Genomic DNA, 26,254 nt, shown 5'->3' with positions numbered 1-26,254 from the left:
GTCAACAGGCCCTGGCTTCGTTGCGCAGGGCCTCGATCAGGCCCGTCACGGGTTCCAGGCGCAGCTCCAGTTCCGCCAGCAGCGCCTGGCGCCATTCCCCGGCAAAGGCATCCGTCGTGCCGGCCGAGCGCAGCTGCTCGAAACGACGCTTCAGCAGCGCGATGGCCGCGGGCAGCGTTTCCTGTTCGCGGCGCGCGAGCACCTGTTCCAGCGCGGCATCGAGCGCGGCCAGCCGCCGAAGCCGCGGCGATGCGCGGCAGACCGCCTGGCGTGCGTGGTCGCGCAGGGCGCCGACCATCTGCTCCATCTGCCGTTGCAGTTCCAAATGGCGCTGCTGGTAAGGCAGGTAAGCGGGTTCATCGCCGGGCGCGGTGGCGGCCATGGCCAGCGGGTCCTGGGCGATGGCTTTGGCCAGCACGGAGCGAACGCGCTGCAGGTCGTCCGCGAGATCGCCGCTGCGACTCGCGCGCACGGCAACCGTACCGGCGGCCGCGTCCAGGGAACGGATCGCCTGGTGCGCCGACTGCAGGCCGATTGCATCGAAGGCGTTCAGCCACAAGCTCAGGCGCTCGGCGAAGTCCATTCCGGGCGCTTCCGCCACCGGAACGCCCTCGCCGAGCAGGCGGACAAGCCTTGAACTGCCGAAACTGCTGCGCAAGAAAACGGATCCTCGGCACCGGACACGGTGCCATCACAGGGGTTGACGGGGGAAGGCGGCGGCGACCTCTCGGGCAGTGTTTGCAGGAGCCAACTCAAGGCCCCGCGTTCCGCGCAGCCCGCATTCTAGTTTTGGGCAGGCTGAGCTCCGCCTCCGGTACCGCACGGGAGGCAAAGCTCCGGACAAATTACACAGATCCGGGTCGGCCCGGCGAACCTGTGTCGAAAAGCGGGGCCAAGAAACGGGGTGGCGCGCCCTTCGCGCTGCCGGCGACTACTTCCTGGCCGCGAAATCTTCGAGCTTCGCCCCATTCGCCAAGGCTTCCCGCAGCCAGTTCGGACGCTTGCCCCGCCCGCCCCAGGTGTTCCCATTCGAATCGGCATAAGCCACGGACGCGCTGCCTGCGCTCCGCTTGGTGCGCCTGGTCTTGGCCTTGCCATTGCCGGCGGCGGCCTTGCTGGTGCGGGACACCAGGCCCAGCTCACCGGCGGAAATTCCATATGCGGCAATGGCTTCTTTCATCCGCGCAATGACGCCTTTGCGCTCCTTGGCTTTCAGCGCATCGGCTTCGCGCTGGAGAGATTCGATCTGCTTTTGGAGTTCAAGGTAAGTCGCCATAAGCCTTCCGAGGTAGCTTGAAAGCTGTAATTAGAACACTCGTCGCTGTTTTGCTGGGCGCCGGCCCGTTTGCACGAATGCCGCGATTGATTTGCGACGTTTCGGCTTGCCTTAGCTCGATCTGGAACGCAGTTATGCAATCCCTGTCACAAACGAAAGAGCGTTCGACATCCCGCGCAGCTCGAGATTCGGTCATTTCCCGGCCGTGGCCGGTGAATTACGATGGGGCTGCCTCGCGTTGTGCGCCACGCCGAGGAAGGACAGTCGCCACCCAGCCGGGCAGGCCCGGTGGCTCGATTGGACGCATGTTCCTTGATTGGAGAGCAACATGGTCAGCAAGAACACGATTTGTCTCTGGTACGACGGCACGGCCCTGGAAGCCGCGCAGTTCTACGCGGCCACGTTTCCCGACAGCGTGGTGGGTACGGTTCACCGGGCGCCCGGCGACTATCCGTCCGGCAAGGAAGGCGATGTGCTCACGGTCGAGTTCATCGTGATGGGCATCCCCTGTCTCGGCCTGAACGGCGGGCCGGTGTTCAAGCACAACGAGGCCTTCTCGTTCCAGGTCGCCACCGACGACCAGGCCGAAACCGATCGCTTGTGGAATGCGATCGTCGAGAACGGCGGGCAGGAAAGCGCATGCGGCTGGTGCAAGGACAAGTGGGGCTTGTCGTGGCAGATCACGCCACGTGTCCTCATGGACGCGATCGCCGATCCCGATCGCGCGGCAGCGAAGCGCGCTTTCGAAGCCATGATGAAAATGGGAAAGATCGACATTGCGGCCATCGAAGCGGCGCGCAAGGGCTGAGGTCTCCGGCCCCCAGATCGCCACCAGCGACCTCATCTGAGGTGAAGCACATCAATTCCTGCTGTTTTCGTTTCCGCCTCTCGCCTTGAACAGCGGGGTGTCCACTCCCATCTTCCCTGCCTGAGCGGCCAGGTCTTCCTGCCCGGTCGGCGGATTCCGAAGGCCGCTGCGTCCGCGCACCATGCGACGCAGTGGCAAGCGATCCGAGGTGCAAGGCAATGGACACTCCTTCTTCTTCCTCCCGCGAACTGGCGGACGCGGTCGAGCGCGTGGCGCCATCGGTGCTGGGCGTGCGGGTGCGCCGCTTCGGCACCTCCTCAGCGCTGTGCTGGCGGCCGGGCGTGCTGGTCACGACTGCCTGCACGGTCGGCCATGCCGACCGCGTGCAGCTGATCGGCAGCGGCGGCGAGGCGCTGATGGGCACCGTGCGCGGCGTCGACCCCGGCACCGACATGGCGGTGGTGGCAGCCGAAGGCAACTGGCCGAGCGCCGAGCGCCGCCTCGATTCGGCCGCGCGCGTCGGCGATTTCGTGTTCGCGCTCGGCCGCGATGCTTCCGGCATGGCGCACGCCAGCTTTGGCCGCGTGGGCGCGGTGGCCGGTGCCTGGCGGAGCTGGCGCGGCGGCCACCTCGATCGCTACATTCGCCTGGACGGCGGCCTGTACCCCGGCTTGATGGGTGCGCCGGTGTGCGACGAACAGGGGCAAGTGCTGGGCATCGCCAGCGCCGTGCTCGCGCGGCACCACGGCATGGTCGTTCCCGCCGCCACGGTCGATCGCGTCGCCGACGCGCTGCTGTCGCACGGCCGTGTGCGCCACGGGCATCTGGGCATCGCCGCGCAGCCGGTGCAGTTGTCGGCGGCGATGCGGGCGGCCGTGGACGTGTCCAGCGACACCGGCCTGCTCGTATCGGGGATCGGCGAGGAAAGCGCCGCCGCCCGTGGGGGATTGCAGGTGGGCGACATCATCGTGGCCGTGGGCGGGCGCCCCGTGCCCAGTGTGGAAGCCCTGCGCGACCTGCTGGGCGGCGAGCAGATCGGTGCGCGCCTGCGCCTGCTGGTGCTGCGCGTCGGTGTGCCCCAGGAACTGAGCGTGGAAGTGGGCGAGCGGCGGGGACACCGCTGCTAGCCCGGAGCTCCGCGAGGTCGCATGCGGTGGCGGGTCGGCATCATCGGATGGCAGCGCTGGGCCTTGCAAGGCGTGGCGCAAGCCTTGCATGGTGCCAGTGCGCCTGCGTTCGAGCCGGTGGTGCTGGAGCCGGGCCAATTCGCCGATCCGCCTGCGCTCGACGTGGTGGTTGTGGTACAGGCAGGCAACGAGCGCGCCGCCACGATTGCCCGCGCCGTGCCGCAGCATCTGCCGATCCTCTGGCTGGGTGAAACAGGCGAGACGGCCCAGCGCAGCGGCCCGACCGGGCGGCTGGAGGCCGAAGCCGACGACGAGGTGCTCGCGGCCGCGGTGCATGCGCTCGCGAGCGGCCTGTACGTGTGCGATGCCGCGCATCGCCGCGAGCTGCCCTTGCCAGCGGCGGGCGAACTGTCGGAGCCGCTCACCCCGCGCGAACTGGAGGTGCTGGAGCTGATGGCCAAGGGCCTGGCCAACCGCGAGATCGCGTCGGCCTTGGGCATCTCCAGTCACACCGCCAAGTTCCACGTCGCGCGCATCCTGGAAAAGGCCGGCGCCGCCACGCGCACCGAGGCCGTTCATCAAGCGTTGCGCCTCGGCCTGATCGGGTTGTGAGGGCCGGTTCGCGCGCGCGGCTGAAGCCGCCCCCGTGTCGCGCAGGTAGGATGCGAACCTGCCTTCAACTCACGCGCGAACACGGAGAAAAAATGGAGTCAAGACGACTTCGGGTCGGACAGGCGATCACACCGGAGGAATTCGAGGAACTGTCGGACGCGCAGCTGGCGCGGCTCGTTCCCAAGGCCTATCGGGAGTACTTTCCCGGCAAGGAAGGTTGCGCAGACGGGTTTTTCTATCTCCATGACGGATCGGCCTGGAGCTTCTACAAAGGTGGTTTTCTTGACGATTGAGCACCGCCGGGCGACGACCCAGGCAACGATGACCAATCCCATCCTTCTCGACCTTCCGGCGGCCATCGAAACCGAGCGACTGCTGATGCGTCCACCGCAGGCAGGGGACGGGCCGATGCTGCATCTGGCGCTGGTCGAGTCCATCGAGGCGCTGCGCCGCTTCCTGTCGTCGCTGTCCTGGGTCGCCGCCGAGCAGACCGTCGAATCGGCGGAGGCCTTCTGCCGCAATGCGCAGGCCAACTTTCTGGCCCGAAAAGACCTGCCGTTTCTCCTGTTCGAGAAAGCCACCGGCGAGATCGTCGGCGCCACGGGGCTGCACCGCACCGAATGGACCGTTCCCAAGACGGAGATCGGCTATTGGGGTCGCGTGTCCCGGGCCGGCCAGGGCCTGGTCAGCGAGGCCGTTGCGGCCATCAGCCAGTACGCCTTTCACCACCTGAAGGCCGAGCGAATCGAGATCGTCACGGACGAAGAGAACACGGCGTCGCGCCGGGTGGCGGAGCGCTGCCAGTTCGTGCTCGAAGGGGTGCTGCGCCAGGAGCGGCGCGCCCCCGATGGTTCGCTGAGGAACACCTGCATCTACGCCCGGCTGCGTTGAGCGGCCGAACGTGGCAGACGTCACGCCGACAAGCTCGGCGGTCCGCTACCATGCTGCACCGCAGTACAAGCGATTCGACGTGGAAATTGACGATCCCTACCACGAACTCGGCCTGACGGCCGAAGCCACGGATGCGGAAGTGAAGGCCGCCTGGCGCCGGCTCACCGCGCGCTGGCATCCGGACCGCAACGCCAGTCCCCAGGCCCTGAGCCGGATCCAGCGCATCAACCGCGCGCTGGAAGAGATCCGTGGCTCGCGCGAGCGAAAGGACGCCGACGAAGCGCCGCCGGCTGCCGAGCCGGACGACGAGGACGTCGTCGAGCACGCCATCAGCCTCTCGCTGGAAGAAGCGGCTGCCGGTTGCGTGCGCAGCGTGCAAGGGTCGATTGCCCGGACCTGCGCGCTCTGCACGGGCAGCGGCCTGGCGCTCAAGCCGACCACCTGTGCCCAGTGCGGGGGCCAGGGGCGTGTGAAGCAGAGCCTCTGGTTTCCCTGGTTGGCGCAGGCTGTGGCCTGCGAGGCCTGCGGCGGCCAGGGATCGACGCACGCGGCCTGTTCCTGCTGCGGGGGCAGCGGCGAGGGTTCACCGCTCCGATACAAGGGCCGGATCAGGATTCCCGCCGGCGTGCGTGACGGCCACGTGCTGCGTGCCCGCGTCCGCCTGCAGGGAGAAGACGGGCGGCAGGCGCTGGATGTCCGGGTGTCGCTGGCGGCGCACGCGTTCATGGCACTGGAGCCGGACGGAACAGTCAAAGTGGATGTTCCGGTGGACGGCTTCGCATGGGTCGCGGGCAGCTGGATCGAGGTGCCGACGCCCTATGGCCTGCGGCAGATGCGGTTGCAGCGCGGAGCGCTCAACTACCGGATGCGGGGCGAGGGCTTCCCGGCCGCGCTTGCCGGTCCCCGTGCCGACTGCCTGGTGACGGTGCTGCCGCTGTTTCCGCCGGAGTGGAGCAAGCGCCAGGCGGCCTTGCTGGACGAACTGGTCGCGTCCAACACCGGTGATGGCTCCGGCGAGGCGGGCGCGCGTGCGCAGGCCTGGGCCCGGACCCTCGCCGCATGGCAGGCCCGGCGCGCCAAGGCCGATTGAGCGCTTCGCCGCACGCCCTTGTAGGGGCGGCGCCACACCGCGTTGCCGCCGAAAAGGGACCCGGCCGCGGCTGCTTAAAAAATAGTCAACGTGCTGCAGGCCGCGCCGATGCTGGCGATGGACGATCCGTCCCGGCCTTATCCACAGCCTTCTCCCCGTACCTTGTGAGCTAGTGCAACGGGGTCTTGTGGTAGTCCATGGAACCGTGGACTAGGAGCCTGCGCGGCAGAGAAGCGGGCCTGCGCCGAGGCTTGGGGTGCGCCAGGCTAGGCGCAGGCGACTCCTAGGCGGTTGCCGCTTCGCCCGCGGGCTGGGTAGCCGTGCTCGCATCCACCGGCAGCCGGACGGTGAACACGCTGCCCGTGCCCTGGGTGCTCGCCACGGTGATGTCGCCGCCCATCATCTCGGCAAAGTGCTTGCTGATGGCCAGCCCCAGGCCGGTGCCGCCGTACTTGCGGGTGGTGGAGGCGTCGGCTTGCACGAAGGGCTGGAACAGGCGCTGCACCTGCTCCGGGCTCATGCCGATGCCCGAGTCCCGCACCACGAAGACAAGCTGGCCGGCGCCCTCCTGCCGCACCTCCATGCTGACGACGCCGCGATCCGTGAACTTGCAGGCGTTGGAAATCAGGTTCAGCAGGATTTGCCGCAGCTTGGTCAGGTCGGTATGCATCGGAAGCAGCTTCAATTCGTCGGCGACCTGCAATTCGAAGCGGTTGTGGTTCGCCGCGGCGAGCGGCTCCACGTTGTTGACCACCCCCTTGAGCATGGCGTGCAACTGGAAGTTTTCCAGGAACAGGTCCATCTTGCCGGCCTCGATCTTCGAGAGATCCAGCACTTCGTTGATCACCGACAGCAGGTGCTTGCCGGAACCGCGGATGCGCTCCAGGTCCTTGATGAAGTCGTCCTGGCCCAGGTCCTCGGCCTGTTCGGCCAGCATCTCCGAGTAGCCGATGATCGCGTTCAGCGGCGTGCGCAGCTCGTGGCTCATGTTGGCGACGAACTGCGACTTGGTGCGGTTCGCGGTCTCGGCGGCCTCCTTGGCGGCATGCAACTCGGCGCTGCGCTGCTCCAGCAGCAGGCTCTGCTCCACGATTTCCGCGTTCTGTCCGCGGATCTTCTGCAGGCCGTGCACCACCTGCCGGGACTGCGCGTACGAGAGGTAGGCGAAGGTCATCATGAACCCGAACAGGACCGCGCCGCTCAGAAGCGCCACTTCCAGGCCAGCTTCCGGGGCGATGGTGAAGCCGATCACCGACCCCGAGAGCAGGGTGCCCAGCGTCACCAGCCCCACGCCGCGCAATGTGAACAGGGGTCCACCGACCGCCAGCATGCCCGCGAGCACGCCGGGCACGATGGCGGTGCTGGGCCACAGGCCGAATTGCAGGACAGGCAGCCAGGCACCGATGATCACGGCGTCGGCCATCAGGTTGCCCAGTTCGGCGCGCTTCGAGTCCCGGCTGCGCCGCGCCAGGTAGTAGGCGAGGTGCGGCCACACCAGCGAGTGCAGCAGCAACAGCACCAGGATGGTGGTCGTGAGCCGGTCCGGGTACAGGTGCAGCAGCACCACCAGGATGAAGCCCGGGAAGGTGACCACCCGCAGGAGGAAGTCGGTGCGGACGACCGGATGCACCCGTGAATTGGAAGGCTTGTTCATGTTGTTGCCTTGGAGTCGGATTCGGGCGCGGCCTGCGGTTCGGGCACGACCGGCAGCCGCGCGGTGAACACGGTGCCGACGTTCGGCGTGCTCTCGACGCTCAGGCTGCCGCCCAGCATCTCGCAGTAGCGTTTGGTCAGCGTCAGCCCCAGCGCCGCGCCGCCGTGCTTGCGGGTGCTGGAGCCGTCGGCCTGCATGAAGGGCTGGAACAGCCGCGACACCTGGGCCTCGTTCATGCCGATGCCGGTGTCGCTCACGCGAAACAGCAGGAACTGGCCCTCGTCCGAGGGCAGCACCTCCAGGCGCACGCTCCCGCTCTCGGTGAACTTGAGGCCGTTGCCCAGCAGGGTCAGCAGGATGCGGCGCAACTTGGCGGGATCGGTGACCATGGGGCCGACTTCGGGGGCACAGTGCACGTCCAGCGTGTTCCGGTGCTTCTGCGCCACCGCCGACAGCCCGACCGCCGCCTCCTGCGCCAGCGTGGGCACGTCGATCTCCTCCAGCCGCACGTCGGTGCGGCCGGCCTCCAGGCGCGACAGTTCCAGCACCTCGTTGATCAGCGCGAGCAGGTGCTGTCCCGAGGCACGGATGCGCGCCAGGTCGGCCTGGCGCGACTCGAGGTCCGCGTCGGGGTCTTCCATCAGCATTTCCGAGTAGCCGATCACGGCATTCAGCGGTGTCTTGAGCTCGTGGCTCATGTTGGCGAGGAACTGCGACTTGGCGACGCTGGCGGCCTCGGCTTCTTCCTTGGCGCGGGCGAGCTGGCGCGATCGCTCCTGCAGCTGGCCGATGGAGTCGCGTGCCAGCCGCAGCGCGGCGGACGACCGGTCGCGCAGGGTCTCCGCATTGCGCCCGCTCATGAGCAGGTACAGGCACGAGAAGTACAAGAGCAGCGCCTGCGCCAGCGAACTGCTCCAGTCCACCGCCACCTGGTCGACCGTGTCCTGGTAGACCAGCATGGCGATGTACAGGAAGGGCGCGAGGTGGGCGAAGGCCGCGGCACGCCGGAAGCTGATCAGGTTCTGGTCCGCCACCCGCAGCGCGAGGATGAAGAACAGCCAGCTGGTGTGGCCGCCCGAGACGTACACCGCGCCCGTCCACATCACCATGTCGCTGCTGAGAAAGAGCAGGCCGATGTCGAAGGATTTCACCCGGTCGAACCAGAACGCGAGCGCCAACCAGGAAAGCACGCAGTAGGCCTCGGCGATCGCCATGTAGGTGAGCAGCGAACTCCAGTTCGCGCTCGCTTCCTTGCGAACCAGCATGCTGTGGCCCAGCAGCACCACGAACAGCAGCTGGAAGCCGACCAGGCGGACCGCCGGGTACAGCACCACGTTGATGTGGCGCCGGCGGATGGCGCTTTCCCGGGACGCGTCTGCCGGATCGACGATCACTTCACGGTCGGCCCGCAGGTCGGCGCGGCGGATGCCGACCGCGGCCGGGGCCGCTTCGGCCAGTTTCTGCAGGACGCTGATGTCAGCCACGGCGCACCGCCAGCAGCGTGATGTCGTCGAAGCGGGCGTGGTCGCCCACGTGGGCGGCCAGCGCCTGTTCGACGCGATCCAGCGCCGCCGCGGCCGCGGGTACGGGCGCATCCTCGAGCAGCGCGAGCAGCCGGGCCTCACCGAACATCTGCGCAGCGGCGCCGGTGGCGTCGGTCACGCCGTCGGTGAAGGCGAAGAGCGTGTTGCCGGGTGCGAGGATGACGGAATCGGCACGGAAGTCGACGCCGGCCATCAGGCCCACGGCCGGCCCGTTCGGCGCGAGGCGGTGCGAGGGCCCGGCCTGCGGCCCGAGCACCAGGGGCGCGTCGTGTCCCGCGTTCACGTAGTGCAGTTCCCCGGTGGCCGGCGACAGCACGCCAAAGAACAGGGTGGCGAACATGTTCGCCCGGCTGTGGGTATCGGCGATGTAGTCGTTGATGGTGGCCAGCGTACGCACCAGCACGGCCTGCGGATCGGGGTCGGCGCAGTTGCGCGCCCCCAGCACGCGCAGCAGGCTGCGGAACAAGGCCATGAAAAGCGCGGCGCCCACGCCCTTGTCGCAGACGTCCGCCACGACCAGGCCCAGCCGGCCATCCGGCAGCTCGAAGGCGTCGTAGAAGTCGCCCGCCACCTGGCGCGCGGGCTGGAACCGCGCGGCCAGTTCCCAGCCGGCGACGGGCGGCAGCGCCTCGGGCAGGAAGCTGGCCTGGATCTGGCGCCCGATGTTCATCTCGCGTTCCAGGCTGCGGGCGTAGACCTGCTCGCGGTCGCGCAGGTGCTTCTTGGCCAGTGCGGCATCGATGCGCGCGCGCAGGATGGTCGGATTGAAGGGTTTGGGGAGGTGGTCTTCGGCCCCCATCTCGATGCAGCGGGCCACGCTCTCGACATCGTCCACCGCGGTGATCATGATCACGGGGATGTGGCGGTACGCCGGGTCGGCCTTGAGGTGCTCCAGCACGTCGTAGCCGGTCATCACCGGCATCATGATGTCGAGCAGGACCAGGTCGAAGGGCTGCGCCGCGATGGCATCCAGCGCCTGCCGTCCGTTCTCGGCGAGCGCCACGTCGAAGCCCTGGCGCTGGAGCCGCCGCGACAGCATGTCGCGGTTCATCTCGTTGTCGTCGACCACCAGCAGCCGGTGCTGCTGGCCTTCGTTCAGCGCGGCGGCACCTTGCTCCACGTCAGGCCGCCTGGGCGACGGGATGCTCTTCGAGCAGGCGTTTCAGGTAGGGCAGCTGGTCCTCGGCCGCGCGCTCCCCTTCCTCGATCACGTAGGGGATCAGGTGCGTGTCGAACAGGCGCACCGGCCGGTCGAAGTTGGGGAGGATCGGGATGATCTCGGTGTGGTGCGCCAGGTTGTCGAAGGCGAAGTTGGCGCGCAGCAGGTTGTTGGTGTAGACGCTCGTCATGTGGAACGCGTAGCGCGAGGCCGAGCGGATCTGGTTCGGGTAGGGGCTTTCGAAACCCATGGTGAGGATGACGTCCGCGCCTTCCTGCATGGCGACGGCAACCGGCATCGGATCCGACACGCAGCCGTCCAGCAGCCGGCGGCCGTTGATCTCGAAGGGCTTCCAGACATAGGGGATGGCGGTGCTGGCGCGGATGCAATCGGCGATGCGGCCGTCTTTCAACACCACGCGCTCCCCTGTCATCATGTCGGTGGCCACGATGTAGAGCGGCAGCTTGGCGTCGGCGAAGGTGACGTCGCCGAAACCGCGGTTCAGCGCGCGTTCGATCGGGCCTTCGTCCAGCAGGGCGAAGCCGCCGTCGAAGCCGAACAGCCGCGGCATGAAGGCGGCCAGCAGGCCCCGCCAGTTGGTCTTGCTGCTGATCTCCTGGGTCCACAGCTTCTGGGTGAGCGCGGTGCTCTCGTCCACCGAGTGGCCGATCGCCATGCTGGCCGCATAGATGCTGCCGCCGCTGGCGCCCACTACCATGCTCAGCTCGATGCCTTCACGCTGCAGCACGCGCCACAGGCCCAGGGCGGCGGCGCACTTGACGCTGCCGGCGCCGATGACGAGCGCGACGCGCTTGCGCTTGACGTTGTTGTTGTCCATGGATGCGTCCGGGCTCGCCGTCTCAGGCCGAGTAACTGGCCACCGCGCCATCGACGTCGTCGTAGAGCTTGAGGATCGTGGTGAAGCCGCTCAGTTCGAGAATCTTGCGCACCGGCGCATGCACCGCGGCCAGGCGCAGGTCGCCGCCGCCGCGCCGCGCGTCCCGCAGCACCGCGAGCAGGGCCCGCAGGCCGGCGCTGCTGGTGTACTTCACCCCGGACAGGTCGCCCACCAGCCGGACGTAGCCTTCGCCCACGCGCGCCTGCAGCTCGTTCAGCAGCGTTTCGGCGGTCACTCCGTCGACGTCGCCGACGATGCGCACCACCGTGGCGGGCGCGCGCTGTTCTACTTCAATCAACATCTACTTCTCCCCCAAAGAATCAGGAAATCTCATAGGCGCTTGACGAGCTCCAGCCTGTTGCCGCCGCTCGCCAGCGCCTGGTGCCGCACTTCATCCATCATCTGGCGGATCAGGTGCCAGCCCAGTCCGCCGATGCGCCGGTGCTCCAGGTCGGACGTCAAGTCCGGTGGCGGCGCATCCGCCGGGTCGAAGGCCGGGGCGCGGTCCTCGACCACCAGCACGACCTGTTCATCCTCGCGCAGCAGGCACAGGGAGATCGGCCCGGGCTCGACGCCGTCATAGGCATGGTCGATGATGTTGCAGCAGACCTCCTCGCCGGCCAGTCGCACCGCGAAGCAAGCCTCTTCGTTGAGGCCGGCTTCCTTGCATGTCTCTTCCACGAAGGACAACACCGTTCCCAGGTTCGAGGGAACCGCCAGGCAACTCATTTGCCTGGAGAAGCTCAAGGCCCGCCCGCCCGACCCAGCCAGTGCGCGATCTTTTCCAACAGGCGCGGCAGCTCGATGGGCTTGGTATCGAAGTCGTCGCAACCGGCGTCCACGGCCTTCTGCCGGTCACCGGACATGGCATGCGCGGTGAGTGCGATGACGGGGATGCTGCGCGTGGCCACTTCGGACTTGAGCTGCCGGGTGACCTCCCAGCCGTCGATCACGGGCAGGCTCATGTCCATGAGCACCAGGTCCGGCAGGCGCTCCCGCGCGGCGGCCAGCCCCTCCGCACCGTCGGCGGCCATCAGGACTTCGTATCCGCGCCGTTGCAGGCGCCGCGACAGCATGTCGCGATTCATCTCGTTGTCTTCGACGATCAACAGGGTGGGCACGCGGGAAAGCTCGTCCGTAAGTGTTCGCTGAATGTACCTACGTGCAGCGAAAGTTGCAATCGGGATGAAGACCCATCCCCGCGTGCCGCAGCCCTACCGGCGCGGCGCCGCGCCCGGCTTCATTTCCCGCCGCCGCCTGCGTCCCAGGGTGGGATGGAGATGTTCATGTGGACCGCAGCCAGCCGCAGCGAGGCGGTTAGCGCCGTGGCCACCAGCAGCGAGGCCCACAAGGACCAGCCGGCCGCTTCTGCCGCGATCAGCGCCCAGGCGCCGACGAAGGAGCAGATGGCATACGGCCGGTGGTCGCTGAAGGCTTCCGGCACATCGTTGCACACGACGTCCCGCAGCACCCCGCCGAAGACGGACGTGATCACGCCCATGAGCACGCAGACCACCGCGGGCAGGTTCAGGTCGATGGCGGCCTGGGTGCCGTTGGCGGTGAACAGCCCCAGGCCCAGCGCGTCCGGCCAGAGAATGGCCTTTCGGGTGACCGCGAAGTGGCGGGCGCGCAGCACCAGCATGGCGGCCACGCACAACAGCAGCACTCCCCACAGCCATTGCGGGCGTTCGACCCAGAAGAAGGGCCGGCGATCCAGCAGCACGTCGCGAACGGTGCCGCCGCCGAACGCGGTGAGCCCGGCCACGATGCAGACACCGACGGCATCGAGCTTCTTGTCGGCGGCCACCAGCAGCCCCGAGATCGCGAAGGCGAGCACGGCCGCGACTTCGACGACATTGAGCGCGGCGGAAACGGCGACCGGTGACGGAGGCATGGCGGTATTGTCTCAACCGCCCGAGCGAGCTCCGCCCGGGCTCACTCCGCCGAGGGCGGCACGGCCGCCAGCTGCGCCTGCGGCCGCGGGGCCGGGCGTGCCAGCGCGGGCAGGTGCGCCTGCTCGTAGTCGAGCAGCTCGGTCAGGTGGTGCATCACCTCGTCGCTGATCTGGTTCTCGCGCCAGAGCCGGATCAGCTCGCGCCGCTCGGCCTGCAGCGCCGCATGGCGCAGGCGGCCGAGCAGCTCCATGCGCGGGGTGAGCTCGGAGGCCTCGCACTCCACCAGGGCGATGCGATCGGCGATCTCGGCCTTCAGGCCCTGCGCCCACAGCGGCGGCACGAGCTCGTGCGCCATGGCCTCGTCGATCGCGGCCAGCGCGGCCTTGCTCATCGCGGCGCGTACCCGGGTTTGCTCCTGTTCCAGGCTCCAGGTGGACCCCACCTTCAGCCGCCGGATGAGCGGGGCGAGCGTCAGGCCCTGTCCCACCAGGGTGGTCACGATGACCACGAAGGTCAGGAACACGATCAGGTCGCGGTGCGGGAAGTTGAGCGGCAGCGCCAGTGCGGCGGCCAGCGACACGATGCCTCGCATCCCGCACCAGCCGATGATCGCGAGCTCGTTGTTGTGCAGGCGCGGACTGTCCTGGCGCCGGCGGCTGCCCAGGCCCTGAGGCAGGTAGCCCACCGGGAACACCCAGGCCATGCGCACGAGGATGGCCACCGCGGTCACGGCGATGGCGATCGCAGCCAGCAGCGCCGGCGGGAAGTGCCCGAGGTTTTGCACGACACCATGCATCTGCAGCCCGATCAGGGTGAACACCAGGCTGTTGAGCAGGAAGACGAGCACGTTCCATACCGAGCGCGCCATGATGCGCATCTCGGCGGTCACGATCTCCGGCGCATAGCGCCCGCGCACCAGGCCGGCCGCCACCACCGCGAGCACGCCAGAGACATGCAGTTTCTCGGCGACGAGGTAGGCGGCGTAGGGAATGGTGAGCACCGTCAGCACCTCGATGAAGGGATCGCCCAGGCGCCGGTGGATGGCGATGTAGACGAAGGCCAGCCCGGCGCCGATGACGATGCCGCCCGCCGACACCAAGGCGAACTGCGCGGTGGCGTCCACCAGCGAGAAGGCGCCGGTCAGCACCGCGGCCACCGCGAACTTGTAGAGCACCAGGCCGGACGCATCGTTGACCAGGCTTTCGCCTTCCAGGATCGTGACGATGCGGCGCGGCATGTTCAGCCGCGACAGGATGGCCGTCGCCGCGACGGCATCCGGCGGCGAGACGATGGCGCCCAGCGCGAAGGCGGCGGCCCAGGGCACGTCGGGGACCATCAGCTTCAGCACCGCGCCGACCGCCAGCGTGGTGGCGGCCACCAGTCCGATCGCCAGCAGGCCGATCGGCCGGATGTGGGCCTTGAAGTCGGTCCACGAGGTCAGCAGCGCGGCTTGGTAGAGGATGGGCGGCAGCACCGCCACCAGCACCAGTTGGGGATCGAAGCTGTTCTGCGGCAGGTTGGGCACCAGCCCCAGCACGGCGCCGCCCGCCACCAGCGCGATCGGATACGGAAACTTGAGACGGCGGGCAATCCAGCCGAGGGCGACAGCACTCAGGAGCAGCACCAGCAAGAGTTCGAGCAGCGCCATTGGACCCCGGTGGGAAAAGCCGGATTATGGCTGGGCTTGCCCAGGGCTGCATCGACCCGCGCGCCCGCGGGTCGCCTCCCAAAGAATCGACGCCGCCGCTACAGCGACTTCAGGTAGTGGGCGAGATCGGAGATCTCCTGCGGCGTGAGGCCGAGCGAGCGCTTGGCGTTGTAGGTGGCGGCCACATCTTCGGCCGTCGCGGCCGACCCGTCATGGAAGTACGGCGGGTGCTGCCACAGGCCCTTCAGGGGCGAGGTGCGGTACTGCCGCGTGGCGGAGCGGGCGGCGTAGCTCGGGGTTTCGGGCTCGACCACCGAGTCGGCCGGCGGGTGCAGCCGCGAGTTGGCGTCGGTGAACAGCGCTCCCGCATGGCAGCTGGCGCATTGCCCCCGGCCGTCGAAGACGGCCTTGCCCCGCGCCGCGGCCACCGTGTCGAAACTGCCGGCCGGCGCCGGCGGCGCGGTCAGCGTGAGCTGGTAGGCCTGCAGGGCAGGGAGCTTGTCGCTGACCAGGTCCTCTGTGCCGTTGGTAATGCTCAAGGGCAGCCGCGGGTCCGAGAAGCTGCCCTGGCCGCCCATCTGCGTGACAGCCACATAGCGGTTCCAGTAGGCGATGTCCTCGCCGTCGCCGGTGAAGGTGATGCGGTGGATGCCGGCCAGGCCGTAGGCGGGCGGAATCACCACCGGCTTGTTCAGGCCGTCGATGTTGTGGCGCGGGTCGTACTTGCCCTTGCCCCACCCGTTGAGAACGTCCTTTTCGGCGGAGCCCACGGCGGGCGACAGCGCGATGATCGCGCCCACGTTCAGGTCGCGATTCGGCCAGCCGTCCAGGCGCTTGCCGATGCCCGGCGCGAATGAATTGTCGACCGTGGAGTGGCACAGCGCGCAGGTAATGCCCACGCGCACCAGTCGGTCGACGCCGGCCACGGTTTCGACGGTGCCTTTCAGGCCGACCACCGCGTCCATCTTCAGCAGCGCGACGGTCGTGGCCGGGCTCGTCAGGTCGATGCGACCTTTGGCGATTCCGTTCTTCACGCCCTGCGGAAGCGCATCCGCATCCACCTTCAACCCGACCGACAGTGCGGTGGTCGGGTCCACCGCCGCCGCGATGACCTCGTGCATGCGCAAGGTATCGGTCCACTTCGCCTCGTCGCCGAAGGTTTCGAAACGGAATACCTGCCGCCCCTGCGCGGCCAGGGCGGTTTGCCGTCCCTTCGCGCCCAGAACGGCTTCTTGTCCCGCATCGTCTTGGTTGCCGCCGCCGCAGCTTGCCGCCACCACAGCGGCAAGGGCTCCAAGCCCGCTCAACGTTGCCCGGCTCATGGTTGCCTCCTTGAAGATATGAAGGCACAGACGCCGCGAACGCGCCTGGCGTTTCGTCATCGGTGCGGCTTCGCGCTCACCATGAGGTTGGGGTTGGGTAAAACATCCCACCCCGACAGGGAGCTTGCGCTCTTGCGAGTTCACGCACCCGCGCCTGCAATGGGCTGATGACACCGGATGGCGTGACGGTCGCCCAGGGCAGCTTCGAGCCGCTGTTGGAGCGGGTGAGCCTGCGCGGCTGCATCGACCACTGGGCGCGGGTCCGGGGCGACGCGCCCGCCTTGCTCGACTTCGGGCAGGCGGTGAGCTACGCCCAGCTGTCCGACTTCGTCTCCACCTGCGCGGCCGAGCTCGCGCGCGCCGGCCTGGGGCCCGGCTGCCGGGTGGGCGTGATGGCCGCGCCCGATGTGGCCGGGGCCCGCGTGACGCTTGCCGTCACCTGCAGCTGCGTGCTGGTGCCCATCAGCGTGGCGGTTCCGCCCGCCGAGCTGGTGGACCTGGGCCGAATCTACGGGCTCGACGCCCTGGTGGTGCCGCCGGACCTGCCGGCGGCGCTGCGCGAGGCCGTGCTGGCGGCCGGCCTCACGGTGCTGCAGTACCGTGAGAACGCACTGGAGGTCCTCGTCCAAGGAGCGGCGCCGCGCGCCCGGTCGCCGGCGCTGGCCGGCGTGGCACTGCTGCTGCGCTCCTCGGGAACGACAGGCCGGCCCAAGGTCGTGGCAGTCACCCACGGGAACCTGGTGGCCATGGCGCAAAAGCTCGCCTCGCCCGCCTGGTTCGGCATCGGGCCGGGCGATCGCACGGTGGCCATGCTGCCGCTGCACTATGCGGCCGGCCTGAAGAACCTGCTGCTCGTGCCCGCGATCCTGGGCGCCTCGGTGGCCTTTCCACCGCCCGGCGCCGTCTTCGCAGCGGAAGCCTGGCTGGCCCGGCTGGCCCCCACCTACCTGTGCACGACGCCGGCCACGCTGCGCGCGCTGGTCGAGCGGCTCTCGCCCCTCGAGCAGGCTGCCCGGGCCGGGCCGGCCCTGCGCTTCATCATGTGTGGATCGGCCTACGTGCCCGGCGACCTGCGCGCGACGGCGCACGGCCTCTGGGGCGTTCCCGTGCTGGAGTTCTACGGGCTCAGCGAGGCCGGCGTGATGGCCGCCAATCCGCCGCGCCGGCCGAAGCCGGGAACGGCGGGCCTCATTGCCAAGGGGGAGCTGTTCATCGCCGATGCTTCCGGACGCGAGCTGCCGCCGGGCGAGGTCGGCCAGATCGTGGTGCGCGGACCTTCGGTGTCGCCCGGCTACGTGGTGGACCAGGGCCTCGCCGGCGAGCAGGGGCACACCGGCTGCCTGCCGACGGGTGACCTTGGCTGGATCGACGAGGACGGTTACCTGACGATCTCCGGGCGCGCCAAGGAAGTCATCAACCGCGGTGGCGAGAAGGTGTTCCCCTACGAAGTGGAAAGGGCGCTCCTCGACCATCCCGACGTGCGCGAGGCCGCGGTCTTCGGCGTGCCCCACCCCCGCCTGGGTGAGGGCGTGGCGGCCGCGGTGGTGGCCCAGCCCGGCAGGGCGCCGGCGGTCGCGGACCTCACGGCCTTCCTGTTGGCGCGCATCGCCCGCCACAAGATCCCGCACGGCATCCAGCTGCTGCGCGAGTTGCCCCGCGGCGCCACGGGCAAGGTGCTGCGGCCCCGCTTGGCTGAGCTGCACATGCAGGTGCGCCCGACGGTGCTGGCGCCGGATTCATTGATCGAATTGGTGGTGCTGGACCTCTGGCAGCGCCTGCTGAAAACGGACCGGATCGGTGTGGACGACGATTTCCACGACAAGGGAGGCGATTCGCTGCTGGCCGCCGACATGCTGCTGGAAGTCGAACGCCTGGCCGGCGTCTCCCTGGAGGGCTTCAGTCCGGCAGTGCTCACCGTGCGCGCTGTCGTGGACGCGGTGGCCGACGGCCTGCCGCCCAGCCCGGCCCTGGTCACGCCCATCAAGCAGGGGACCGGTGCCCCGCTGTTCTTCTGCCATGGTGACCACGCGGCACGCGGCGTCTACGCCCACCAGTTTGCGGCGCTGCTCGGGGACCGCCGCCCGGTCTTCCTGCTCGACTGCCCGAAGGACGATGCCCGCAGCGACGTCGAAGCGGTCGCCGCCCTGTACCTGCCCGAGGTGCTGCGTTGTGCCGCCGGCGGCGCACCGGTGTTCCTGGCCGGCTACTGCACCGCCGGCCTGGTGGCTTGGCAGCTGGCGCATCTGCTGCGCGTCCGCGGTGCGAAGGTGGCCGGCGTCCTGATGGTCGACACCCCGTCGCTCAATGGCGGCCGCGGGTTCCGGCTGCTGGCGAACATCCTGAGGCGCTATGGCGAGTGGGTCCCAGGCCGCGCCGGCGACTTCGTGCGCAACGAAGCCATGCGCGGCTTCTGGTCCCTGAGGCGCTACGGGCCGCGCCGCGTTGCCGCTTCGCTGGCGAGGCGCGCAGCCGCGGCGTTCAGCGGGGTGCCGGCGCCTTCCGGCCGGCACGCCCGCTATGCCGAGCTGGAGCTCAGGTACTACCAGCGCATGGCGCGCTTCGTGCCGCCGCGCATCGACGTGCCCCTGACCTGCCTGGTCGCCGAGAAGGGGACGCACTTCGACACCGATCCGTCCCGCTGGCGCGAGTGGGTGCGCGACCTCCGGGTGCTGCGCATTCCAGGCGACCATTCCTCGTGCGTCATCCGGCACCGCGCGGAGTTCGCCGCGGCCCTGGTGCAGGCGATAGTCGCGCAAGGGACAGCACACTAGTTCACTAGGGCTCACCCGCGTTCACGGCCCGCGCGCAGCGCCGCACAATGGACGTGCGGCCTGTGCAAGCCCTCCAAGGAGACATCGATGCAGCGTTCACGCCTTCGCTCCCTCGCCATCCTCGCGTTCGCCACGGCGGCGCTGGCGCCCATCGGCAACGCCCTCGCGCAGGGCGCCTGGCCGACCAAGCCGGTGCGCATCATCGTCACGTTCCCGCCGGGCGGCGCGCCGGACACGCTGGCGCGCGTGCTGGCGGAGAAGTGGGCCGGGCTGGGGCAGCCCATCACGGTGGAGAACAAGCCGGGCGCCGGGGGCAACATCGGCGCCGACATGGTGGCCAAGTCGCCCGGCGACGGGCACACGCTGGTCGTGGGGACGGTGGGCACGCACGCGATCAACGCGGCGCTGTACGAGCGCATGCCCTACAACCACATCAAGGACTTCACGCCGATCAGCTTCCTCGCCTCCACGCCGAACCTGCTGGTGATCAACAAGAACGTGCCGGCGAACAACGTGAAGGAACTGATCGAGCTGGCGAAGAAGGACAAGCTGTTCTTCGGCTCCTCGGGCAGCGGCACCTCCATCCACCTGTCCGGCGAACTGTTCAATACGATGGCCGGCGTGAAGATGCAGCACGTGCCCTACAAGGGCCGCGCCGAGGCCATTCCCGACCTGCTGGGCGGGCGCATCCAGATGATCTTCGACAACATGCCCTCGGCCCTGCCGCTGGTGCAGAAAGGCGAGCTCAAGGGCATCGCGGTGACCAGCGCGAAACGCTCGCCTGCCGCGCCCGAGATTCCCACCATCGCCGAGTCCGGCCTGCCGGGCTTCGAGGCGACCTCCTGGTTCGCGCTGCTCGGGGCGGCCGGCATGCCGCGCGAGGTGCAGATGCGCATCAATGCCGAGACGCTCAAGGCGCTGGCCATGCCGGACGTGAAGGAAAAGCTCTCCAAGCTCGGGCTGGAGCCGAACCCGGGCACGCCGGAAGCGCTGGCCGGCCTGATCCAGTCGGAGACAGCCAAGTGGGCCAAGGTCGTGAAAGAATCCGGGGCCAAGATTGAATGAGTAAGCACCCATGATCACGCTCCACGGCTCTCCCATCAGCAACTACCACAACAAGGCCAAGCTGGTCCTGCTGGAAAAAGGCATTCCCTTCGAGGAGAGGGTGATCGCCTTCCGCGACAAGAACGAGGCCATGCTGGCCGCTTCGCCGCTGGGCAAGATCCCCTTCCTGACGACGGAGCAAGGCAGCCTGTGCGAGAGCCAGGTGATCGCGGAGTACCTGGAGCAGATCCAGCCCGAGCCGCCGTTGCTGCCGCGCGATCCCTTCGCCGCCGCCAAGGTGCGCGAGCTGGCGACCTTCCTCGACTGGCACCTGGAAATGGCGACGCGCCAGTTGTACGGTGCCGCCTTCTTCGGCGCCACGCCCCTGAGCGAGAGCAACGCGGCGCGCATCCGGCGCGAGATCGAGCAGAAAATCGCCGGGCTCAAGCGCCTGCTGAAGATGGCGCCCTACGCGGTGGGCGACAGCTTCACGCTGGCGGATTGCTGCGCCTTCGTCGACCTGCCGCTGGTGGGCATCGCCACCAAGACCATCTACGGCGAAGACCTGCTGCTGGCCAACGGCGTCGACTACAAGCCCTACGTCAAGTTCATTGGCGAGCGGCCGGCGGCGCAGAAGGTGATGGCGGACCGCAAGGCGCTCGCCAAGTCCTGAAGACTCGGGGTATCGTCGCCGGCGTGATCATCGACGTCATCGACGGCACCTACGAGCTGTTCCGGCACTTCTACGGCCTGCGCCGCTTCACCAAGGGCGAAGACCCGCCCTTTGGCGCGGTGACCGGCGTCCTCAACGGGGTGCTGCAGATCATCGAGAACCGGGCCACGCACGTCGGGGTCGCGACCGACCACGTCATCGAGTCCTTCCGCAATCGCCTGTGGCCCGGGTACAAGACCGGGGCCGGCATCGATCCGGCGCTGTCCGCCCAGTTCCATCCCCTGGAAGAAGGGCTGGCCGCGATGGGCGTCGTGGTCTGGCCGATGGTCGAGCTCGAGGCGGACGACGCGCTGGCGACCGCGGCCCGGCTGGCGGACGAAGACCCGCGGGTGGAAAAGGTGCTGATCTGGACGCCGGACAAGGACCTGGCCCAGTGCGTTCGCGCCGACCGCGTCCTGCAGGTCGATCGCAGGGGCAACAAGATCCGGGCCGCGCAGGACATCCGGGCCAAGTTCGGCGTCGAACCGGCCTTGATCCCCGACTATCTCGCGCTGGTCGGCGACACCGCCGATGGCTACCCCGGCATCCCGGGTATCGGGCCGGTGGGCGCCGCGCGGCTGCTGAACCGCTACGGGCCGATCGAATCATTCCCGGCCGATGTTCTGGGCGACCGGCTAGCGGACGCGAAGCTGTTCAAGCGGCTGGCGACCCTCGTGACCGACGCCAAGCTGTTCAGCGACGTCGAGGCCTTGCGCTGGCGCGGACCGACCCCGGCGTTTGCCGCGTGGACCCGGCGCATCAGCGCGCCCAAGCTGCTGCAGCGCGCGCTCGACGTGCAGGCGAAGCTGGAACAGGCACCGTGAGGGGCCCGGAGGCCGGCGCCCGCAGCCCACGGGTCGGCACCATGACCGCACCCCCTGCGTTTCGCCACAATCCCATGCGTGCTCCCCGGGCGGGGTGGCAGGAGGAGCGATGAAATCCATGCTGTCGCGACGCGACTCGCTGCTTGCGATCGGCGCGGGCCTTTGCGCCGGCTGGGCGCGCGCCGAGCCGGAGGAGGCCCTGCTCGGCAAGGGGCAGGCTTACCCCATCGGCAACCGCGCCAACTGGTACATCAATCCCTACCGGGTGGGCTCCTGGTCGGCGATGGACCAGGTGCGCGGACTGCCCACGCGCGCGGTCGCGCGTGGCACCGGCACCAGCCCTTTGCCGGTGGCATCGCAGGCGCCCGCGATCCGCTGGCGATTCCGGAACATCGGCCTGGGCGTCGACGACTACCTGGAGCGGCAGCGCGCCACCGGCCTGCTGGTGATCCAGAACGGCCGCGTGGTCCTGGAGCGCTACCGGTACGGCCGAAGCCGCGACGCGCGCTTTCTCTCCTTCTCCATGGCCAAGAGCGTCACCTCGATGCTGGTCGGCATCGCGCTCGCCCGCGGGGCCATCGCATCGCTGGAGGACCGCGCCGACCGGTACGTGCCTGAACTGGCGGGTAGCGAATACGGAAAGACGGCCATCGTGGACCTGCTGCGAATGAGTTCGGGCCTGACCTTCACGGAGCGCTACGACGGCCAGGACGACATCGCGCGCTTGTCGCGCGCGGCCCAGACCGGCGATCCGTCGGTGCTGTCGGTGCTGCGTTCAGTGACGCAGCGCCATTCGCCGCCGGGCGCAAAGTTCTCCTATGCCAGCGCGGAGACCGAGGTGCTGGGGCGCGTGCTCTCCGCGGCGACGGGACGCACGCTGGCGGAGCTCACGCACGAGTGGCTCTGGGCGCCGCTGGGCGCGGAAGCGGATGCCTTCTGGGTGCTCGCCAGCGACGGCCAGGAGCGGGCCTCGGGGTTCTTCAACGCGACGCTGCATGACTGGGGGCGGCTTGGCCAGCTCGTCGCCGACGGGGGCCGGGTGGGCGCCACGCAGGTGGTTCCCGCCGACTACCTGCTCGCGGCCACGGATGCCGCGCGCCAACCGGAGGCGTTCCGGCCCCGCCGGGCGACGCCCTTTTTCGGCTACGGCTTCCAGTTCTGGCTGCTGCCCTTGCAGGAGCGCACGATCGCGTTCCAGGGCGTGCACGGCCAAGCCGTGTTCGTGCAGCCGGCCAGCCGCATCGTGATGGTGCACACCGCGGTGTTCGAAGCCGCGAGCGGCCGCCAGGACCCGCAGCCGCTGCAGGAGCGCAATGCCTTCTGGCGCGGCGTGCTCGAATCCCTGGGCGGCAGCACCGCCGAACTCGCGGCCTGAGGGGCTATGCGCTGCGCAGGGTCGCGTCGAAGAACGCGACCGTGCGCTCCCAAGCGAGCTTCGCCGCGGCGGCGTCGTAGCGCGGCGTCGTGTCGTTGTTGAAGCCGTGCTGCGTGCCGGCGTACTGGTGCACCGCGTACTTGGCGCCTGCGCTCTTGAGTGCGGCCTCGTAGGTGGGCCAGGCGGCGTTGATGCGCTCGTCGACGCCGGCCAGATGAACGAGCAGGGGCGCCTTCACGCGCGAGGCCAGTTCGGGCGCGGGCGAGTTGCCGTAGAAAGGCACGCCGGCGTCCAGCTCGGGGAGCCGGGTGGCGAGCGTGTGCACCATGCCCCCTCCCCAGCAGAAGCCCACCGCCCCGAGCTTGCCTGTGCAGTCGGCACGGGATTCCAGCCACTGTGCGGAAGCGAGAAAGTCCTGCAGCGTCTTCGGCTGCTCCAGCGTGGCAAAGGCCGCGCGTGCCTTGTCCTCGTCGCCCGGGTAGCCCCCCACGGGCGTGAGCGCGTCCGGCGCGAACGCCATGAAGCCGTCCAGCGCCAGCCGGCGCGCGATTTCGCGGATATGCGGGTTGAGGCCGCGGTTCTCGTGGATCACCAGCACGGCCGGCAGCTTCGCGCTGGGCGAGGCGGACGCCGGACGCACCAGGTAGCCGTCGATCGAGCCGTGGCCGGCCGGCGATGGCACGCTGAGCTGCTGCGCGCGCAGGCGCGTGTCGTCCGCGCGCACCTGTTCGCCCAACGCGAAGTCCGGGCTGAGGGCGGCGAGCAGGCCGGCCGCCGTGACACCGGCCTTGGCGTACTTGCCTGCCTTCGAGAGAAAGCCGCGCCGGTCGAGATCGCCGTGCACGTAGGCGTCGAAAAGGACCAGCAGTTCCTGGTCGAAGTCCTGTGCGGTCAGCCGGGTCATCGGCAGCCCTCGACGTGATATCGATTCATGAGTCACCTCGTGTGGTTCGTGGCCGCGCCATTCTTGTGGACCCGCAGGCCCGAAGTAAATTGCAAGTTCCGGAAGACTTGATGCAGCGGGTGCATGAATCGGGGATCAAGTGTCCTGTCCCACTGTCGCAGCAGGGACTGACTCGCGCGATGCCGCCGCCTACAGTGCCTGTGCACCATCCTTCCCGGAGGAAACCGTCATGAGCAGCACTGCCCCGTTGGACCAGGTCCGCGCGATCAACGCCATGGCAGCGTTCAACCGATGGTGCGGCATCGAAGTCGAGCGCGCCGAGCCCGGCAAGGTCGAAATCAGCATGCCGTGGCGCCCGGAGGCCGGTCAGTACTCCGGCTTCCTGCACGCGGGGCTGGTCGGTGCGCTCATCGACACGGCCTGCGGCTTTGCCGCCGTCACGGTCGTGGGCCGCGTGTTGGCTTCGCACTACGCGGTCAACTGCCTTCGCCCCGCGGTCGGCGAGCGCTTCGTGGCCCGGGCCCGGGTCGTCAAGTCGGGCAAGTCGCAGGTCTTCACCGCGTGTGAGCTCTACGCCCAGTCAGCGGGCGAGGAAAAGCTCGTTGCCACCGGCGAAACCCTGCTTAGCGTGGTCCAGGCTGGACCAGAAGCCTGAACCCGTCCGGAGGCGTCTTCAGCCGGGCGGCAAGTCGGTGCCGCACATCTGGCAGAACCGCGCCTGCGACTCAAGCCCGGCGGCTCCGCAAGCGGGACACGAGCGCGGCCGTGCAGGGGCTTGCCGCCGCACGGTCATCTCCGCGGTGACGATGCCGGTGGGGACGGCCAGCGTGCCCCAGCCGATGAGCATCATCACCGAGGCGATCGAGCGCCCGGCCCAGGTCTTGGGCGTGATGTCGCCGAAGCCCACTGTGGTGATCGTCGTGATGGCCCAGTACACCGAGGTGGGGATGTCGCTGAAGCCGTGCTCCGGTCCTTCCACCACGTAGAGCAGCGTGCCGAGGATCAGCACCACCATCACCACCGCCGACAGGAACACCATGATCTTGCGGCGGCTCGCGGCCAGCGCTTCGGCCAGCAGCTGGTACTCCACCATGTAGTCCGTGAGCTTGAAGATCCGGAAGACCCGCAGCAGGCGCAGGATGCGCACGTCGATGAGGGCGTGGGTCTCCGGAAAGAACAGCGCCAGATAAGTCGGCAGCACCGACAGCAGGTCCACGATGCCGAAGAAGCTGCGGATGTAGCGCCAGGGCCGCTGCACGCTCACGATGCGCGCGATGTACTCGGCGGTGAACAGCAGGGTGAAGCACCATTCGGCGATGTCGAAGGGCACGCGCAGGCGGCGATTCAGCGCCGGCACGCTGTCGGCGATCACCACCGCCACGCTGACCAGGATCGCCGCGACGATCACCTTGTCGAACACGCGGCCTGCGGCCGTCTCCGACTCGAAGATCACCTCGTACATCCGGCGGCGCCAGCCTTGGGCCGGCCGCCCCAGATCGGTCTGGCTGCCAGGAATCATGGTCAGCGCATGATACGGCCGGGTTCAAGCCATCCGGTGCGCCCGCAGCGACGAGGCAGCCAAAGTCAAGGTTCAGGTCCGCCAGACCCGGTAGTTGAAGACACTCAGGTCGCCGACACCTTCCACCGGTTCGACCCCGACTTCGATGCTGACGAGCCACTCGGTGCCGCTCAACCAGGGCTGTCCGGCGGCATCCGTGCGCGTCGCCACGTGACGCAGGAAGGCCCCCAGGTTCAAGGTGCCCGCCGCGACCGGGCCATCGGGCTCGAACACGATGAAGGCCCAGCCGTCCATGAAGTGGCGCACGAAGTAGACGTGCCAGCGGCGTCCGTCGATCGTCACGTTGTGGGAGAACCAGCCGGGGTTGCGATCGCTGGGCGCGCCGTAGTTTCCCCAGTAGTCCAGCGCGATCATGACTTCGTGGGTGATCGGCGATGCGCCCCATCCATGGACCTGCGCCGGCGTGGCCTGCAACCAGAGGTCGAAGGCGAGCTGGCCGCGCCCGGTCGGCGGCACCACATGCGCGTAAGCGAAGGACGCGAACATGTCCGGCCAAGCGCCGCGCGAGTCGGCCGGCGTCCCGACCGGCAGGAAGGAGCCCGGCGTCGCGCCCGAGGGTTGCGTTGTCGAATAGCTGTTGTCGGGCAGCAGGACCTTGTGCCCGCCGGGGGTCACCCACTCATTGGCGTAGCCGGGCTTGCTGCCGAAGATCGCCGACAGGAAGGCCTTGACCTCGGTGGTCCCGGTCGGGAACTTCCAACCCGTGCGCCAGCCGACTTCGCCGTTCGGGCCCAGCGTCGTCGAGCGGCTGTAGGTGGTTTCGAACTGCGTGCCGCCCGGTCCCGTGTAGGTGCCGCGGGTCAGCCCGTCCGCGCCCCAGGTGTTGTCGTGGATCCAGTAGGCGGGCGCGGCGCCGACCTGCAGGAAGTCGCGGAACTCGGTTTCCGTGCCGCGCCGGCCGCTTGCGGCAGCACTGGCGCGCGCGCCGGCACCATTGCTGCTGCCGCCACTGCGGTTGCCACCACCACCTCCGCCGCTGCCGCCTCCACCGCTCCCACCCCCACCACATCCGGCGAGCGCACCGAGCCCCAGCGAGATCAGTGATCTCCGGTTCATGCGGGAATGCTATGCGGTAGAGCAGACGGGCGGCGAATAGCCGTATGGCCGAGTGGCAACGACAA

27 protein-coding genes are annotated in these 26,254 nt (G+C 68.8%); 12 read left to right on the top strand and 15 right to left on the bottom strand.

Annotated features, from left to right (window positions below; translation table 11 throughout):
• Position 1: 1 nt before the first annotated feature.
• Complete coding sequence (locus tag UC35_RS05590; protein WP_082792702.1) at positions 2-658, bottom strand: DUF3348 family protein; 657 nt, start codon at positions 656-658, stop codon at positions 2-4.
• A gap of 273 nt (positions 659-931) precedes the next feature.
• On the bottom strand, positions 932-1,276 hold the full coding sequence (locus UC35_RS05585) for an H-NS family nucleoid-associated regulatory protein (protein WP_061497002.1): 345 nt from the start codon (positions 1,274-1,276) through the stop codon (positions 932-934).
• A 328-nt stretch (positions 1,277-1,604) separates the two neighbouring features.
• Here UC35_RS05585 and UC35_RS05580 point away from each other — a divergent pair, with 328 nt between their 5' ends.
• The 6 genes from UC35_RS05580 to UC35_RS05555 all read left to right on the top strand — a co-directional run bounded on the left by UC35_RS05580 (position 1,605) and on the right by UC35_RS05555 (position 5,804).
• Positions 1,605-2,084, top strand: a complete 480-nt coding sequence (locus UC35_RS05580) for a VOC family protein (protein WP_061503689.1) — start codon at positions 1,605-1,607, stop codon at positions 2,082-2,084.
• Between the two features lie 218 nt (positions 2,085-2,302).
• Entirely contained in the window at positions 2,303-3,211 is a 909-nt protein-coding gene (locus UC35_RS05575; RefSeq protein ID WP_061497000.1) for a S1C family serine protease, read from the top strand.
• A 21-nt stretch (positions 3,212-3,232) separates the two neighbouring features.
• Complete coding sequence (locus tag UC35_RS05570; protein ID WP_061496998.1) at positions 3,233-3,823, top strand: helix-turn-helix transcriptional regulator; 591 nt, start codon at positions 3,233-3,235, stop codon at positions 3,821-3,823.
• Between the two features lie 92 nt (positions 3,824-3,915).
• A complete protein-coding gene (locus UC35_RS05565) occupies positions 3,916-4,116 on the top strand; it encodes a hypothetical protein (protein ID WP_061496996.1) in 201 nt (66 codons plus the stop codon).
• Positions 4,106-4,714, top strand: coding sequence for a GNAT family N-acetyltransferase (locus tag UC35_RS05560; RefSeq protein WP_227820453.1), 609 nt, complete (start codon positions 4,106-4,108; stop codon positions 4,712-4,714). Before UC35_RS05565 ends, UC35_RS05560 begins: the two co-directional genes overlap by 11 nt.
• Positions 4,715-4,724: 10 nt before the next feature.
• Positions 4,725-5,804, top strand: coding sequence for a DnaJ domain-containing protein (locus UC35_RS05555; RefSeq protein ID WP_061496991.1), 1,080 nt, complete (start codon positions 4,725-4,727; stop codon positions 5,802-5,804).
• A 283-nt stretch (positions 5,805-6,087) separates the two neighbouring features.
• Here UC35_RS05555 and UC35_RS05550 read toward each other — a convergent pair whose 3' ends face one another.
• From UC35_RS05550 to UC35_RS05505, 10 genes are all read right to left on the bottom strand, one after another.
• The gene (locus UC35_RS05550) at positions 6,088-7,458 is read right to left on the bottom strand and encodes an ATP-binding protein (protein ID WP_061496986.1); all 1,371 of its coding nucleotides are present in this window, start codon (positions 7,456-7,458) and stop codon (positions 6,088-6,090) included.
• Positions 7,455-8,942: a sensor histidine kinase gene (locus UC35_RS05545; protein WP_061496984.1), complete on the bottom strand. Its 1,488-nt coding sequence runs from the start codon at positions 8,940-8,942 to the stop codon at positions 7,455-7,457. Before UC35_RS05545 ends, UC35_RS05550 begins: the two co-directional genes overlap by 4 nt.
• Positions 8,935-10,122 (bottom strand): PP2C family protein-serine/threonine phosphatase, encoded by a 1,188-nt coding sequence (locus tag UC35_RS05540; protein WP_061496982.1) that lies wholly within the window; start codon positions 10,120-10,122, stop codon positions 8,935-8,937. The genes UC35_RS05545 and UC35_RS05540 overlap by 8 nt, the downstream gene beginning before the upstream one ends.
• Position 10,123: 1 nt before the next feature.
• Positions 10,124-10,999: a patatin-like phospholipase family protein gene (locus UC35_RS05535; protein ID WP_061496980.1), complete on the bottom strand. Its 876-nt coding sequence runs from the start codon at positions 10,997-10,999 to the stop codon at positions 10,124-10,126.
• Between the two features lie 22 nt (positions 11,000-11,021).
• Positions 11,022-11,360 (bottom strand): STAS domain-containing protein, encoded by a 339-nt coding sequence (locus UC35_RS05530; RefSeq protein WP_061496978.1) that lies wholly within the window; start codon positions 11,358-11,360, stop codon positions 11,022-11,024.
• Positions 11,361-11,389: 29 nt separating this feature from the next.
• Positions 11,390-11,788, bottom strand: a complete 399-nt coding sequence (locus UC35_RS05525; RefSeq protein ID WP_061496977.1) for an ATP-binding protein — start codon at positions 11,786-11,788, stop codon at positions 11,390-11,392.
• Positions 11,789-11,802: 14 nt separating this feature from the next.
• Positions 11,803-12,180 (bottom strand): response regulator, encoded by a 378-nt coding sequence (locus UC35_RS05520; protein ID WP_082792696.1) that lies wholly within the window; start codon positions 12,178-12,180, stop codon positions 11,803-11,805.
• A gap of 119 nt (positions 12,181-12,299) precedes the next feature.
• On the bottom strand, positions 12,300-12,953 hold the full coding sequence (locus UC35_RS05515) for a trimeric intracellular cation channel family protein (RefSeq protein ID WP_061496975.1): 654 nt from the start codon (positions 12,951-12,953) through the stop codon (positions 12,300-12,302).
• Between the two features lie 41 nt (positions 12,954-12,994).
• Positions 12,995-14,602, bottom strand: coding sequence for a Na+/H+ antiporter (locus tag UC35_RS05510; protein WP_061496973.1), 1,608 nt, complete (start codon positions 14,600-14,602; stop codon positions 12,995-12,997).
• Positions 14,603-14,700: 98 nt separating this feature from the next.
• Positions 14,701-15,924: a c-type cytochrome gene (locus UC35_RS05505; protein ID WP_173861249.1), complete on the bottom strand. Its 1,224-nt coding sequence runs from the start codon at positions 15,922-15,924 to the stop codon at positions 14,701-14,703.
• 167 nt (positions 15,925-16,091) lie between these two features.
• Between UC35_RS05505 and UC35_RS05500 the strand changes: the two genes are divergently transcribed.
• From UC35_RS05500 to UC35_RS05480, 5 genes are all read left to right on the top strand, one after another.
• Positions 16,092-18,695, top strand: a complete 2,604-nt coding sequence (locus UC35_RS05500) for an AMP-binding protein (RefSeq protein WP_061496969.1) — start codon at positions 16,092-16,094, stop codon at positions 18,693-18,695.
• 87 nt (positions 18,696-18,782) lie between these two features.
• Positions 18,783-19,760 (top strand): Bug family tripartite tricarboxylate transporter substrate binding protein, encoded by a 978-nt coding sequence (locus tag UC35_RS05495; RefSeq protein WP_061496967.1) that lies wholly within the window; start codon positions 18,783-18,785, stop codon positions 19,758-19,760.
• A 10-nt stretch (positions 19,761-19,770) separates the two neighbouring features.
• Entirely contained in the window at positions 19,771-20,412 is a 642-nt protein-coding gene (locus tag UC35_RS05490; protein ID WP_061496965.1) for a glutathione S-transferase family protein, read from the top strand.
• A gap of 23 nt (positions 20,413-20,435) precedes the next feature.
• The gene (locus UC35_RS05485; protein WP_061496963.1) at positions 20,436-21,275 is read left to right on the top strand and encodes a 5'-3' exonuclease; all 840 of its coding nucleotides are present in this window, start codon (positions 20,436-20,438) and stop codon (positions 21,273-21,275) included.
• A 109-nt stretch (positions 21,276-21,384) separates the two neighbouring features.
• Complete coding sequence (locus UC35_RS05480; RefSeq protein WP_082792694.1) at positions 21,385-22,650, top strand: serine hydrolase domain-containing protein; 1,266 nt, start codon at positions 21,385-21,387, stop codon at positions 22,648-22,650.
• 4 nt (positions 22,651-22,654) lie between these two features.
• On the opposite strand, the gene UC35_RS05475 is transcribed toward UC35_RS05480, so the two are convergent.
• Complete coding sequence (locus UC35_RS05475; protein WP_061496959.1) at positions 22,655-23,554, bottom strand: dienelactone hydrolase family protein; 900 nt, start codon at positions 23,552-23,554, stop codon at positions 22,655-22,657.
• Positions 23,555-23,783: 229 nt separating this feature from the next.
• On the opposite strand from UC35_RS05475, the gene UC35_RS05470 reads away from it, so the two are divergent.
• On the top strand, positions 23,784-24,209 hold the full coding sequence (locus UC35_RS05470) for a PaaI family thioesterase (protein ID WP_061496957.1): 426 nt from the start codon (positions 23,784-23,786) through the stop codon (positions 24,207-24,209).
• A gap of 18 nt (positions 24,210-24,227) precedes the next feature.
• Here UC35_RS05470 and UC35_RS05465 read toward each other — a convergent pair whose 3' ends face one another.
• Positions 24,228-25,073: an ion transporter gene (locus UC35_RS05465; RefSeq protein WP_061496955.1), complete on the bottom strand. Its 846-nt coding sequence runs from the start codon at positions 25,071-25,073 to the stop codon at positions 24,228-24,230.
• Between the two features lie 72 nt (positions 25,074-25,145).
• Complete coding sequence (locus UC35_RS23860) at positions 25,146-26,189, bottom strand: hypothetical protein (protein WP_061496953.1); 1,044 nt, start codon at positions 26,187-26,189, stop codon at positions 25,146-25,148.
• Positions 26,190-26,254 lie beyond the last annotated feature (65 nt).

Source organism: Ramlibacter tataouinensis, from assembly GCF_001580455.1.
In the GTDB taxonomy this organism is placed as follows: Bacteria; Pseudomonadota; Gammaproteobacteria; order Burkholderiales; family Burkholderiaceae_C; genus Ramlibacter; species Ramlibacter tataouinensis_B.
This window is presented reverse-complemented; position numbering and strand designations above follow the sequence as displayed.

Coding starts and splice junctions, on each gene's coding strand:
- UC35_RS05585 (WP_061497002.1), bottom strand. CDS start 1,276: ATGGCGACTTACCTTGAACTCCAAAAGCAGATCGAATCTCTCCAGCGC.
- UC35_RS05580 (WP_061503689.1), top strand. CDS start 1,605: ATGGTCAGCAAGAACACGATTTGTCTCTGGTACGACGGCACGGCCCTG.
- UC35_RS05575 (WP_061497000.1), top strand. CDS start 2,303: ATGGACACTCCTTCTTCTTCCTCCCGCGAACTGGCGGACGCGGTCGAG.
- UC35_RS05570 (WP_061496998.1), top strand. CDS start 3,233: ATGCGGTGGCGGGTCGGCATCATCGGATGGCAGCGCTGGGCCTTGCAA.
- UC35_RS05565 (WP_061496996.1), top strand. CDS start 3,916: ATGGAGTCAAGACGACTTCGGGTCGGACAGGCGATCACACCGGAGGAA.
- UC35_RS05550 (WP_061496986.1), bottom strand. CDS start 7,458: ATGAACAAGCCTTCCAATTCACGGGTGCATCCGGTCGTCCGCACCGAC.
- UC35_RS05535 (WP_061496980.1), bottom strand. CDS start 10,999: ATGGACAACAACAACGTCAAGCGCAAGCGCGTCGCGCTCGTCATCGGC.
- UC35_RS05530 (WP_061496978.1), bottom strand. CDS start 11,360: ATGTTGATTGAAGTAGAACAGCGCGCGCCCGCCACGGTGGTGCGCATC.
- UC35_RS05525 (WP_061496977.1), bottom strand. CDS start 11,788: ATGAGTTGCCTGGCGGTTCCCTCGAACCTGGGAACGGTGTTGTCCTTC.
- UC35_RS05515 (WP_061496975.1), bottom strand. CDS start 12,953: ATGCCTCCGTCACCGGTCGCCGTTTCCGCCGCGCTCAATGTCGTCGAA.
- UC35_RS05510 (WP_061496973.1), bottom strand. CDS start 14,602: ATGGCGCTGCTCGAACTCTTGCTGGTGCTGCTCCTGAGTGCTGTCGCC.
- UC35_RS05505 (WP_173861249.1), bottom strand. CDS start 15,924: ATGAGCCGGGCAACGTTGAGCGGGCTTGGAGCCCTTGCCGCTGTGGTG.
- UC35_RS05500 (WP_061496969.1), top strand. CDS start 16,092: ATGACACCGGATGGCGTGACGGTCGCCCAGGGCAGCTTCGAGCCGCTG.
- UC35_RS05495 (WP_061496967.1), top strand. CDS start 18,783: ATGCAGCGTTCACGCCTTCGCTCCCTCGCCATCCTCGCGTTCGCCACG.
- UC35_RS05490 (WP_061496965.1), top strand. CDS start 19,771: ATGATCACGCTCCACGGCTCTCCCATCAGCAACTACCACAACAAGGCC.
- UC35_RS05480 (WP_082792694.1), top strand. CDS start 21,385: ATGAAATCCATGCTGTCGCGACGCGACTCGCTGCTTGCGATCGGCGCG.
- UC35_RS05475 (WP_061496959.1), bottom strand. CDS start 23,554: ATGACCCGGCTGACCGCACAGGACTTCGACCAGGAACTGCTGGTCCTT.
- UC35_RS05470 (WP_061496957.1), top strand. CDS start 23,784: ATGAGCAGCACTGCCCCGTTGGACCAGGTCCGCGCGATCAACGCCATG.
- UC35_RS05465 (WP_061496955.1), bottom strand. CDS start 25,073: ATGATTCCTGGCAGCCAGACCGATCTGGGGCGGCCGGCCCAAGGCTGG.
- UC35_RS23860 (WP_061496953.1), bottom strand. CDS start 26,189: ATGAACCGGAGATCACTGATCTCGCTGGGGCTCGGTGCGCTCGCCGGA.